This window comes from Pseudoalteromonas sp. P1-9 (genome assembly GCF_001399975.1).
Taxonomy (GTDB): domain Bacteria; phylum Pseudomonadota; class Gammaproteobacteria; order Enterobacterales; family Alteromonadaceae; genus Pseudoalteromonas.
Window position 1 is genome coordinate 17,485 of the sequence record NZ_LKBD01000048.1, and the last position, 13,146, is coordinate 30,630.

11 protein-coding genes are annotated in these 13,146 nt (G+C 40.7%); 4 read left to right on the forward strand and 7 right to left on the reverse strand.

Going from position 1 to position 13,146, the window contains the following annotated elements; all coding sequences use genetic code 11:
- The first annotated feature begins 39 nt into the window (after window positions 1-39).
- The gene (locus AN214_RS19800; RefSeq protein WP_054981293.1) at window positions 40-459 is read left to right on the forward strand and encodes a hypothetical protein; all 420 of its coding nucleotides are present in this window, start codon (window positions 40-42) and stop codon (window positions 457-459) included.
- Between the two features lie 94 nt (window positions 460-553).
- On the opposite strand, the gene AN214_RS19805 is transcribed toward AN214_RS19800, so the two are convergent.
- From AN214_RS19805 to AN214_RS19830, 6 genes are all read right to left on the reverse strand, one after another.
- Window positions 554-1,594 (reverse strand): hypothetical protein, encoded by a 1,041-nt coding sequence (locus tag AN214_RS19805; RefSeq protein ID WP_235576780.1) that lies wholly within the window; start codon window positions 1,592-1,594, stop codon window positions 554-556.
- A gap of 94 nt (window positions 1,595-1,688) precedes the next feature.
- Entirely contained in the window at window positions 1,689-2,564 is an 876-nt protein-coding gene (locus tag AN214_RS19810) for a GyrI-like domain-containing protein (RefSeq protein ID WP_054981294.1), read from the reverse strand.
- Window positions 2,565-2,728: 164 nt separating this feature from the next.
- Window positions 2,729-4,630, reverse strand: coding sequence for a S9 family peptidase (locus AN214_RS19815; protein WP_054981295.1), 1,902 nt, complete (start codon window positions 4,628-4,630; stop codon window positions 2,729-2,731).
- 150 nt (window positions 4,631-4,780) lie between these two features.
- Window positions 4,781-7,153: a TonB-dependent receptor domain-containing protein gene (locus tag AN214_RS19820; protein ID WP_054981296.1), complete on the reverse strand. Its 2,373-nt coding sequence runs from the start codon at window positions 7,151-7,153 to the stop codon at window positions 4,781-4,783.
- 320 nt (window positions 7,154-7,473) lie between these two features.
- A complete protein-coding gene (locus tag AN214_RS19825) occupies window positions 7,474-8,442 on the reverse strand; it encodes a hypothetical protein (protein ID WP_054981297.1) in 969 nt (322 codons plus the stop codon).
- A 356-nt stretch (window positions 8,443-8,798) separates the two neighbouring features.
- Window positions 8,799-8,981, reverse strand: a complete 183-nt coding sequence (locus tag AN214_RS19830; protein ID WP_010558625.1) for an alternative ribosome-rescue factor A — start codon at window positions 8,979-8,981, stop codon at window positions 8,799-8,801.
- 214 nt (window positions 8,982-9,195) lie between these two features.
- On the opposite strand from AN214_RS19830, the gene AN214_RS19835 reads away from it, so the two are divergent.
- Window positions 9,196-9,612, forward strand: coding sequence for a hypothetical protein (locus AN214_RS19835; protein WP_054981301.1), 417 nt, complete (start codon window positions 9,196-9,198; stop codon window positions 9,610-9,612).
- Between the two features lie 76 nt (window positions 9,613-9,688).
- Here the strand turns inward: AN214_RS19835 and AN214_RS19840 are convergent, their stop codons facing one another.
- Window positions 9,689-11,104, reverse strand: a complete 1,416-nt coding sequence (locus AN214_RS19840) for a DUF1996 domain-containing protein (protein WP_054981298.1) — start codon at window positions 11,102-11,104, stop codon at window positions 9,689-9,691.
- Window positions 11,105-11,267: 163 nt separating this feature from the next.
- On the opposite strand from AN214_RS19840, the gene AN214_RS19845 reads away from it, so the two are divergent.
- Together AN214_RS19845 and AN214_RS19850 are read left to right on the forward strand one after the other, a co-directional pair.
- Window positions 11,268-11,705 (forward strand): YncE family protein, encoded by a 438-nt coding sequence (locus AN214_RS19845; protein WP_054981299.1) that lies wholly within the window; start codon window positions 11,268-11,270, stop codon window positions 11,703-11,705.
- A gap of 380 nt (window positions 11,706-12,085) precedes the next feature.
- Window positions 12,086-13,146, forward strand: a 1,061-nt coding sequence (locus tag AN214_RS19850) for a hypothetical protein (protein WP_152960814.1), incomplete at its 3' end; no start/stop codon positions are given.

The window sequence follows — 13,146 nt, forward strand, 5'->3', positions numbered from 1 at the left end:
ACACTTGTGCTCAATGTTAAAAAAAGGAGCACAAACACAATGCAAAACTACAATAAATGGGTAGCAAGAAGCGCCTACTACGATTTAATTATCACAACACCGTTTGCCATTCCCGGTATTGCCAGTTGGATAATTAGTTTATTTGCCAGTTTTCACCAAACGCTTGGCTTGCCGGGGGAATTTCCCGCTTTTCAAATACAGCATTTACTATTTGCCCATTTACTAGGCTCAGTTGTGATTGTGTGGTCGCTGCTTAGAATAAAACACACCAGTCCTTTGCTTGGCCTATACGATGGTTTTGCAAGAGTACTTTTCAGTATGTTTTATATTTATGCAATAACCCTCGGCGCAAGCCCGCTTATTTTGCTGTTTTTAATACCAGAGCTATTTTTTGCAGTCGTGCAAAATGTGGGGTATTACCAATTAAAAAGCAAGATACATAAACTCGATTTGATTTAAGCGAAGTAGCGCATTGGTAAAGCGCTACTACTTATCAGGCTTAGAAAAATATACGATTCAGACTAGACTCACTTAAGTCCGAATAAGGAGTGCGCTAACCTTTATATAACACATTTAAGCCATGTCGATTAATAAATGAAAACACATGACCAAGTACTTGTTGTTGAAGGGCTTTACGGTCAACTCCTTCACGGTCTTTACATAACAATACACCCTGCGCCTTAAAGCTATGTTCGCACTGGTTAATGTAAATAAAGTGCCCTGCGCCTTGTTTAATACCAACTAGCTCGGCATTTTTAATATGCTCAGCATAATATTGTGCATGTTGTTTGAACGGCAAAAAGTCATTTTCAACTGAGCCAATCACTAACGTCGGCACTGTCACATTCATTAAACTGCTTTCATTCACGGCATGGCCAAGTGCTGGGTCAAGTGAGATAACGGCTTTAATACGCGCATCCACCATATTCGCTTGCACTTTACTAATTTTGTCAATTTTATCTTTTGTGTATGGTGTTGTTTGTTGCGTGTTATAAGCACAACTTTTATCGTTTTTCGCAATATCTAACGCACAATAACGTTCTGATTTTCCGGCTTCTAGCTTCGCACCCGCAAGCGCTAATGCCGTGAAGCCGCCTGCGGAGTGACCAAGCATTAATACAGTACTGTTGTCGATATCTAGATTAAGTAAGCCTTCGTTAGTTAATTGCTCAATAACAAAGCTAACCTCTTGCGGACGCTGCCAAAAACGCGCAAGCACACTTGGATCTATGGTGTCTTTCCCGTATACCCACGATTCACCATAGTGAGCAACTCCCACAACAAGCCACCCCTGCGATGCGAGTGCATAACCTAACCAGTTCATTTCAATGGGTGAGCCAAATGCGCCATGTGAAATTAACGCAAGTTTACGTTTATTTTGTGATGCTGCTAAACAAATCGTTTTACCACATTGCTGCTCACCAGCCAAATACCAGAACTTAGTCTTCACGGGCTGATTGGTGGTGCTATTAAAAAAATCTACGTCAGTTGAGTGTAAGTTCCCTGACTTTGTTATTTCTTTGGCTGTAACACTGTCAGCAGACATTGCGGCAACGGCTATGCACAGAAGTAATAAACGTTGAGTTAACTTCATAAAATACTAATCCTTTTCTTTAGTTAGCTTCACCTTAACTAAAAACGAGTAAGCAAACTGTGCAGAAAGTGCGATTTGCAAATGTAATCTCACTTTAAATAGCATCACTTTCCACCGCGAAATAAAGCTCGGTGATAAGTTTTTCAGCATCTGTATCTTCAGGGTTGCTTAAATATCGCTGCACAATATGCTGATCTTTCAATCGTATTTGATTGGGCAAAACCCAATGTGCATACACCTGAGAAATGGTTTGCCACATTGTGCTGTGAGGTCCTTTATGGGTAAAGCATGCGTAACGCCCCGCATGCAGCGAATAGTTATCTAATTGCTGTGCTTGCGTTAATCCATTTATAAATCCTGCAAAAAACTGGCTTTGTGTTTGTTCGCCTACCCAAGGGTTATCAATTGCTACACCAATAGGTTGAAGCTCACTAAAATCAAGCGGTGCGGCAAGTTCGCTTAAGCGCTTATAGAGTTGCCCTGCCACCTTTGAAAACGATTGTTCATTAAAGCCAACACCGTAAAAACCAAGCACGGTGGTTTCTGGTAATTCGCGCCATATTGGTTCAAGTTTAAACGCTTCAGTTAACTTTTTTGGCGGTAAAGTGCCAGCGCGTACATTTAGCGGTGATTTACCATTTTGAATATCGCTTGGTGTACAGCCAAAATTGGTTTTAAACGCGCGGGTGAAAGACGATGGCGAATCATAGCCTACGCTCATAGCCACTTCTAAAATGTTACTGTGGCCGGTTTTTAATAAAAACATCGCTTTTTCGAGTTTTTGCCGCTTTATAAAGTCACCAAGTTGGAATCCTGTTGCAGCAAAAAACAGACGGTTAAAATGATACTTTGAAAACCCTGCGTAATCGGCTAGTCCTTCAATGTTTATTGCTTCTTCACTGTGATCATAAATATATTGTGCCACCTGGCTTATTATTGTGGCATTAAACTGTGAAGTGCTGTTTGTCATTGTTTTATTAGACGATTTTTATAATTATCTTACTAAAGTAGCTAATTAATCTTGAGGCGTCTACTGAATTATTAAGGCCAAAAAAAAGCCTTATTGATGCGCATCAATAAGGCTTTAAACTTTTAAATTAGAGTCTTACTCAAAGGGGAGTAAGAAATATCTCATTAAAGTGTATCTTCTAACCACTTAAAGAACTCACGCTGCCATACAATGCCGTTTTGCGGCGTAAGTACCCAGTGGTTTTCTTCTGGGAACAGCATAAAGCGGCTTTTCAAACCACGTAATTTAGCTGCTTGGAACGCCGCAATACCTTGCTCAAGCGGTACGCGGTAGTCTTTAGCACCATGAATAACAAACATGGGTGCATCCCATTTTTCAATGTGGTTAATTGGGTTGAACTGACCATACGCTTTTTTCGTTGCTGCATTGTCTTCCCAATATGCGCCACCTAGTTCGTTATTTACGAAAAATAACTCTTCGGTTGTGCCGTACATGCTACGTAAATCGAAAATGCCACAGTGTGCGATAAAGGTTTTAAAACGACCTTCGTGGTTGCCCGCTAAATAAAACGCTGAATAACCGCCGTAACTTGCACCAATTGCACCGATACGTGAGTTATCTACGTATGATTCTTTTGCTACATCATCAATCGCTGCGAGGTAATCTTCCATTACCTGACCGCCCCAATCATTAGTGATATCTTTGTTCCATTGCTCACCGTGACCTGGCATACCACGGCGGTTAGGTGCAACCACGATGTAACCCTGTGATGCCATTACTTGGAAGTTCCAACGGAATGAGTAAAACTGAGAAAGCGCAGACTGAGGGCCACCTTGTAAATAAAGTAGCGTTGGGTACTTTTTGCTCTTATCAAAGTTAGGTGGGTAAATAACCCAAGTAACCATGTCTTTGCCGTCGGTTGTTTTTACCATGCGTTTTTCAACATTTGGTAAATCAAGCTCAGCGTAAAACGCGTCGTTTTCTTTGGTAAGCGCAGTAAGCTTTTTGCTACCGAGATCAAAGCGGTAAATTTCACGCGCGGCGTTCATGCTGTTACGTGTAACAACAAGCTTATCTTTTAATACTGCTACAATGCCATTTACGTCATATTGGCCGTTTGTAAGCTGCTTAATTTTAGGCTGTGCTTTGGTTTTAGTGTTTACCGACACTTGGAATAACTGCACAGTACCACCCACTGGTGCTACAAAATAAATGGTTTTACCATCAACACTCCATTTGAAGCTGTTTACGGTGCCATCCCAATGTGCTGTTAAGTTATAGTCGCGGTTTTTAACACGAACAATAATGTCTTGTTTATCAGCTTCGTTACCCGCTTCGTCCATTTGTAACCATGCTAAGTGGCCTTTTGGTGAAAACGCTGGGTACTTGTCGTAGCCTAGGTTTTTCTCAGTTAAGTTAGTGGTTTTTTTGCTTGCTAGGTTATAACGATAAATATCGGTATTGGTGCTTTGCACATATTCAGTACCCGTTAGCTTTTTGCTCACGTAGTAAATGTTTTCACCTTTTGGACCCCACGTGTAATCCGACGTGCCACCAAACGGAGCTGTTGGGCTTTCAAATGGCATGCCCTGCATGATGTCGACTTTTTGTTCGGTTTTTAAGTCTTGATAAAATACATGCTTAAAGTTGCCGTCTTTCCACGTATCCCAATGACGGTAGTTTAGGTCATCAAATACATAGGCGTTGGCTTTACCCAGTTCTTTATGGCGGTCGGTCGCTAAAATATCTTCTAGTTGTACTTTTTCATGGAACAGCTTTTTGCTGCCATCTGGTGAGATACTTTTATCAATCACCACGCCTTGATAGGCCTCTAGCAGTTGTGACTCACCGCCTTTAAGCGATACTTGGTACACCTTGCTGCTGAAATCGTTCTTCTCAACGCTTGGTGTTGTTACTTTATAAATAACGTGGGTTTTTTCTTTGTTTAAACCAAGCGCACTTACACGCTTTAATTGCCAAAGTTTTTCTGGTGTCATTACCTCATTGGCATAAGCACCCGCGCTTAGAGCAACCCCCAAGCTTACAGATAAAATAGTTCGCAACATCGCGAAACTCCTTTAAAGAATAGACCCGCTAAGATTACAGAATTATCCTATCGCTTGAAAAGCGCTATGCGACTAAAAAACAAAATAAAAAGGAGCAACCTAGGCTGCTCCTTGTAAAGTCATATTGACTAATCTCGCTATATCTAATGTTTAGAAGAACGCAGTAACACCAATCCAGAAGTTACGGCCTTTATCTTTTACATTGTAATCATCGGTAAATGTTACTTCACTCACCACACCGCGACCCGTTAAGTACTCGTACTCACCGTCACCATTTAGGTCTGTGTAGCTAGTGCTATACGATGTAAAGTCTTCATCCAGTAAGTTGTTAACGCGTGCGTTAATTTGCACGTACTCGTTTACGTAAAACTGCGCACCTAAGTTAAATAGGTTGTAGTTTTTGTAATGTAACGCTTTATCATGAACATTATCCCAACCACGGTAGCGATCTGAACGGTATACGCCTTGTAGGTAAACAACCATAAAATCAGTTACTTCCCAGTTTAGTGTAAGGTTAGCCATGTGCTCAGCTGTATTCGTTAGCGGTTGACCTTGTTCTGGGCCACTTTGCTGTTCGCTGTCGGTCCACGTGTAGTTACCGGTTAACGAAATCGTGTTTGAAAGCGTGTATTGGCCTGCAATTTCAACACCTTGCAAATCAACTTCATCAATATTGATTTTTTGGCTGTAGCTTTGATAACCCAGTTTATCGTACTGACCTAAGTTAACACATGGGCGCACATTGTTAGTTTGCTCACAGCTTAAAATAGTATCACCGCGGGCAATCTTGTCTTCAAACTTAGTGTTGTAGTAGGTAACGTTAAAGTTGTGTGCCGCGTCTTCTGAATTCCAGTAAACGGCAATTTCAGAGTTTACGCTGGTTTCTGGTTCAAGTTCAGGGTTACCCGCAAATGGGCTTGTACCTTGGCCACCAAAACCCGTAATACCATCGTATAAATCGGTAGTTTGTGGCGTTTTATAACCCGTGCTAACACCACCTTTTAGTGTCCATGTTGAGCTTAGGTTATACACACCGTATAAACGTGGTGAAACTTGGCTGCCAAAAACGTCATGATTATCGTAACGCGCACCACCGGTTAAGGTGAAGTCGTCTAAAATCATCCAGTTATCTTCAGCAAAAACCGAGTACATGTTTTGTTCTTGTACTTTACCCGCTTCGTTGCTTTCTAGACCGAAAACGCCGTCTTTTAACTCACCGTCAATTAGCTGCGCACCAACCACAAAGTTATGATCGCCAAGTGCACCACTGATTGGAATATCAAAGCGCAAATCGTAGGTAAACTGGCTACTTTCTAGTGGACGTTTAGGACGCGGTAGGAAAGTCTCTTCTGCTAAATCTTTACGTGCCTGTTCGTCCATACCTGCATAATCGCCGGTACCATCGTACATTTCTTGAAGTTTTAAACGCTCAGCAACACTAAGTGGCAACGTACGACCGTTATTTTGCGTATCAACGTATGAAACTGAGGCTTTAACCGATGCCCACTCTAAGTCACCATCGTAACCAAGTGACCACCATTGGCGATCAAATTTTTGATCCGCCGCATAACCTGCACGCGGGTTAACTTTGCCGCGGCGTGTTTGCCAAATTGATTCAATATTATCTTTGGTACCAAGCGGATAGGTAATTTTGCCTGACTCAATATTGTAGCTTGGGGTGTTGTCGTACACTTGGCTTGAATTATCGTAATCAAAGCTAATGTGATGATCATCAAACGGCGTGTAGTTTAGCGTAAAACCAAACTGCTCATTGGTGTTATCTACAGTGCGGCCGCCGCTACCAAACCCTAATGAACGTACATGCACTTCACCATTTGGATCTGTTGCAGGCTCAAAGGTCGGTGAAGATGCAGTTTGTTCGTAAACGCTGCCACGTACGCCAAGCGTAAGTACATTTTTGATTAATGGGCCGATAATATTAAAATCGGTTGTAATGTCGTCGCCAAAATCATCGTCTTGTTGAATTGAGCGGCTAAATGACACCGCACCGCTCCAATTCTCGGTGTGTTTTTTAGTGATGATATTGATTACACCACCAAGTGCATCTGCACCATACAGCGTTGATGCAGGACCACGGATCACTTCAACACGCTCAATCGCATCAACCGGCGGCACGTGGTTAAACGCGTTACCACCAAAATTATTTGGGTAAATATCGCCGTGGTTGTTTTGACGTTTGCCATCAATTAATAGCAACGTGTATTCACCAGTAAGACCACGCATGCTTACGCTGCCCTGACCTGTTTTATCACGGGTTGTGCCAATATCAATACCTTCTAAATATTGCACAGCATCAAGAATCGACGTGAAAGAATGCGCTTTAATATCTTCGTTAGTAATGATTGAAATACTTGCTGGTGCTTCAACTACTTTTTGTTCAAAACCAGTCGCAGTAACTACGATGTGCTCTATGTTTTTTTCTGGGATTTTGTCATCTGCTACAGCTGGCAATTGCGCCGCTACAGCCAGCGTGATTACGCTTGGTTTGATTAAATTGATCATTAGTTACATCTCTTGATGATTATTTAAGCATTATTGAGAAAGGGCGACGTGCATAATACAGATAAAATTAATGATATCAAGAATAATTTCTATTTAGATTTAATTTTAAAGATTTATGTCTTATCGTTTGCACGGCAAAGAAGTATTCAAATTTTAACGATAAAAATCTGAAATATAAGCAATTTAATTAGAAAGGCGCGATAACAAAAGGAAGGTGTAGGTGTAGTGTACAGCAATAGTAAAGTGTTAAGCATGAAAGCAAATACTTAACACTTTAGCGCATTGCGGTTTCACCAAAAAACATGGCTAACCGCTAAAAATTAAAAAAAGTATTTGTTTATTTCAGCTTGCGTCATCAAATAAATATCGTCAGCAGGTGCTGCGTTAATAGTAAAAAAGTAAAATTCAGGGCCCAGTTCCTGCCCTAATATTTCGCGGAAATAAGTCAATTGAGCACCATGTGCACTATGTGACTTGCTAAGTTGGCCAGCATCTTTATCACCTTCGCAACACCAGGCATGTACACCCAATTTGCCCCCTACTTGATACTCTTTTTTGATGCCTGCGGCATATAAGTCAACGCCGCCAGAATACGCTTCGCCATCGGCTGGCATTACCGTTGTGTATTGTGCTTGATGAATTAGTCTGCCTGTGTGCATATTGATATCATCATTCACAGAACCATCAACACTTTTAAAGATAATGCGATTTACACTTGGGTGATCAAGCGCTAAATCACGAAACTGAACATAGGTTTTGCTGCCTAATGTACCCGATAGCTCCGCAGCAGTATCCTTTACCACAAGTTGACTGTTACCACCTGAGATTAAGCTTTCGTTGAACGTCATATTAAACGTATGTAAATTACCCGATGTGTTGTCAACAAGCTGGCCTTCTATAACGAAGTTATCGTTTTGTTCGCTTAGCTGTAAATTCTCGCCAAGCAAGGCTTGCTCGGTGTTTTGATTGCTGATCACTGCAACTTCTTGCTTTGGTTTTTCACCTTCAAAATCAAATCCCAACACAATCACGCCAAGATCATAGCGAATGTAAATAACCCCTTCATCCATATCAAAGTCGAGCATTTCGATAGCTGAGTTATGGCCATCGATTTGTACATTTAGCTGCGCTGCTGACTGGGTATAATTTTCAATGTAGCTCGCTACATCTGCGGGCTTAATCGCATGTACTTCCAAAGTGGTGTTATCAACTGAATTTGATGAAGAAGAGCCACCACAGCCCGATAAAATAATTGCTGCGGCAATGACAGAAGGGATAAAACGCTTCATATAGTAATCCGTAAATCTGAGTAAAAATTTTCGGAAAGCTTAGCATTCTGCCTTGTAAGATAGCGTTTAGCTTTGTGAGCAAGTGTAGTATTGCAAGTACAATTTCAGACAAGTTTTAACAAAGTAAAAAACTAATGTTAGGTTTGAGCAATGAGCTGGCAGTTATTTCTAAAATAGCACCAATAAGATAAACATATCGATGCTATTTAACCAAACCTCAAGCCAAGAAAATTGTAAGGCATTGATAGAATTAGCTAATCTGCGCTAACGGGATGACGTTTAAGCGGCGTTACCGCCTATTAAGTATTTACTGTATAAATTTTACGTAACTAAAGACAAAAGCCTTATCTTAAAGCTTAGGCTGCTTTAAGGTAAGACTCTCGCCCTTTATGCTTGTTGTTGCGCTGGTAGCTACCCTTACCTTTTTTCGCCTTTTCAACTTTGCTTTTAAATAACACGCTTGTGACTAACGCTTTAATTGCGTTGTCTTTTATCTCACCACGGCCATGATCGTGATGCATTTTTTTAGTTTTACTCATCGCTGTCCTCTTGATTAAAAATGAGTCAATTAATTCACCGAAATACTAGCGAAAAATATGTAAAGCACAAGTGTTTACATTACTTTTTTTAAATATTTTTATTGCGGTTAAAAAGTGTTTTAACTTGCCAACAAATACCCAACACTTACTTACATTTTTCGCAATAATCATCCGTAATAATTACACCTATAGTTACTTTATTTATAGGCTCAACATGACGTTTTTAACCAAAACTACAACCCTAGCAGCAGCGCTATTACTAACCGCATGTGCTCACCACCAAAACGTACGCCCAAGCAGTGACGGCAACCATTACATTGACTTGTATGGCGAAACCAAAACAGAAGTTTCAAAACAGGCATTTAAGCAAGCAAAATCGTACTGTAAAGAATCAAAGTCGAAGCCTTATGTGGTTTCTGAAAAAGTTGATTACATTGGCAATATGAGTGAACAAGATTATTTAACTAAGCGCAATATCGCTGATGCCATTGAAGCTGCAGGTACTGCTATGTGGATTTTTGGCCGAAGCCATGTAGATGATGCGGGCGCTGCTCTTAGTATTGGCGGCGATGTTGCTGGCGATGCTTTGGGTGATCCATACCAACTTCATTTAGTGTTTACTTGCGGTTAAACATCATCATTTAAACCCAGTAGTTTAACCAAACTCTACTGGGTTAATGTACTTTTCAATCTAGTTACTCACCTGCTTAATCGCCTCTACCACCGTTGATAATTTCCGGCTCATTTTGACTCCCCTCACGTGTTCCTGTAAGCCGAAAACCGTTTGCAAGATTACCATCGTGACAATCGAGCGCCCCCTTAATACAATTATCAAGCAAGGTTTGCATTATTTCTGGGTGCCAGCCATTAAACCAATCTGCATGCAGCGACATCCCACCTTGCGCGGAACTATCTACCGTATACATATCTGAGGCCAAACGCCAACCTTGACTGGCTTTGCTTTGTGGGTGATACACGTCAGGTTTTACACCAAATGCATAGTGATAACTTACGCGAACAACTGGTACAGGGTGTGAACTTGGACAAACAGTGCCGTTCGGGCCGCCTTGATTAATTGGATAAGCCATATGACTTTTGTGATCTGAACTATCAAGGTCCGTACCGTTCCAACAGCTGGGAAAGAAAACATCCATCCGGACTCTATCAGGCGCAACACACTCGGGAATTGAACTACTAAAACGTGGATTTGTAGCGTCATTTGATTCCCATGACTGGCAATGCCAACGAACAATGCTAGTTGATTGTGCTTGTCCAGGCTGCCCCATATGATCCCCTGCAATTATTTTTAAGCCTGCAGGTATAGGTTTTATATCATCAAGCTTGTCGATGCCTGCTGAATAATAAAACACCTCATGTGCTTCATCATCATTGCCAACCACGGCTGGTACCACTTGCCATTGTGTATCACCTTGTTCGTCTAAAATGGGCTCTCCTGTCTGCGCATCGTATTGAGGCGCCAGTAACGTGGGCACCCAATATGCGGAACGATTTAAATGATTTCCTTGGCAAGTCGAGTCGCCAGAGCTGTAAAGAGACTCTGTAGTAGTTTGATGATCTACCAAGGTATTGCCATAAAATCGATGTAAATGCGCAGCGTTTTCTTGGTTTGGATACACAATTGGGTCGTTGTAACTGGCATGAGAAAAGTCACAATTTATACGAAAAATACCGCGCCAACTCGCATCTCCAACGGCACTTGGTGCAACATTAGTTTTCACTAAATCCGTGTGAGGATTTGCTGCATTAAACACACTGTCAATCGTCCATTGAAATTCGCTAGCATCACTCAGGCGGCCATCCACCACCGCCCACACTTTTAAGGTTTGCGTGCCACTTTCTAGGCCAAAATAATTTATTGGGCTAGTACATTCAGTAATACTGCCATCATTGAGCTGACACTCAAATTGTTCGGTTTGATCGCTACTCACATTAAACATAGCGTACGTATTTTGTGTTGGCTGAGTAATAGAGGGACTAATTATCGGTGTAAGAATAGTCTGTTGTTCTTCGTTACTAACAGTTGTTTGTTGACTGTCACTACTGCCGCAGCCACACAATAATGCTGTCGCAGAGGTCACACTTAAAAGGTTTAAAAATCTCATGGTATTTACCTGCTCTTGATTCACTCAATCACAAGTATGGGTGACACAATGTAAAGTAACGTAAGCCGTTTGTAAAAGTGTGAAAAAGAGAAAACGAAAGAAAATATTTTAGCGTTGGAACCCAACAGGTACACAAACTCCAGCATTGTAAAAGATATTCAATATGAAAATCAGCAGAGCTATTTATTACAATGAAATTAATGAATCGGGCAGTGAGCTTTGGATCGGCAGCAATAAAGATGGCTTAGTTACTGTTTTTGACCTAACAACCGACAATATAATTAAGCAATGGCGAGGCTTTAAATTCCCTTACCGTATTTTACTCACAAAGGATGAAAAATACGCTGTTATTCCCGATTACAAAAACAACACCTTAACGATTTCCGATGCTGTCAATAAAACGCAGCTACACCAAATCACATTCAGTAATATCGGGCCAAAAGGCGTTGCCTTTCACCCTAACGATCGCACTGTGTTTTTATCGGCTTACAGCAAAAACAAAATACTCGCGATAGATATTCCAAGCGGTAAAACCTTATTTGAACTACCCACAGGCAAAGGCCCCGATGGTATAGGTTATTCGCCGATTGTTTTGGAGTGATGTCCTAGAATAACTGTCAAGGTTAGCTAAATTGCTAATCACCTATAGGGCACTAATATTTGACCTTTATAGCAAGCCAACTGGGTACGCTTAAAAAATACAGTTTCAATTCATTTTCTGAAACAGTATAGTATTCCTTTAATCCAAACATATGAGTCTAATAGGGATTTTAGATGCATTTAATTAGTAATGTTTCCTCTAGCCAATTTAAATCGATTTGCCAAATTGGTTTTAAAACCTCTAATCATTCTGCTTCTTTTCCAGAAAACAAAATATAAAACTCAACACAACCTTTAATTTTAATTTCACATACAGGTCTCTTTTAAACAAGAAGTAGTACCTTTTGTGACGTCAAATCAATTTAAAAAAAGGACATAAAATTGAAAATTTATACAAGTCTGTTGTTTTTGTTAGCTACCACCGCTAACGCAGCAGTGCCGTCATTAAATTTTAGTTATCAACCAAAAAAAGTCGTTCTTGGAGAAGAATCAACATTAGTTTGGTCTTCTAACAATACGGTTACTTGTAAAAACAAATATGGCAATATTATTGGAACAGCAGGAAGATATAAGTTTACACCAAATCGTGTAGGCTCTTTTTCTAATAAGTTTACTTGCACAAGCGATACTGGCGAGGAAGCTTCAGCAACACCGAGTTATGAGGTTGTACCCAGGCCAATACCTAAATTAAGTTTCAAATATTCACCTAGCAAAGTAGTCTCAGGCCAATACGTTACCTTAAACTGGTCAAGCCAAAATACAGTCAAGTGTCTTAATAAACATGGTAATACAATCGGAACGGCAGGTTCTTATAAGTTTGCGGCTAAACAGCTAGGTAAATTTAAAGAAAAATTCACATGTGAGAGCAAATATGGAGATTTGGCAAGTGCTTATCCTGAATATGAGGTCGCCGCGCCAAAACCAACAATGAACTTCTCCTATTCCCCACAAAAAGTTACCTTGGGTGAGAGCATTACGTTAAATAAAGTTTCAGCTAATGCGGCTAGATGCACAAACAAGTGGGGAACAAATATCGGCACCAGTGGCGCATTTCCGTTTGAGCCTACACGGCTTGGCAAAGTTACCGATACCTACACTTGTGAAAACGTTCAAGGTGATACAGCCAGTGATTCTATAAGTTATGAAGTCATCGCTAAACCAACTGCTAATTTCTCATATTCCCCACAAAGAGTGACTTTGGGAGAGAGCGTAACGTTAAATAAGGTTACAACGAATGCAGTAAAATGCATCAATAAATGGGGTAATAGCATTAGTACCAGTACCCCATATGTATTTGAACCAAAACAAGCTGGCCAATTTACCGATACCTATACTTGCGAAAATGAATTGGGTTACCAAGTTGAAACAACGGCAAGCTATGAAGTCATTTCGAAACCAACCGCTAACTTCTCATATTCCCCACAAAAAGTGACTTTGGGAGA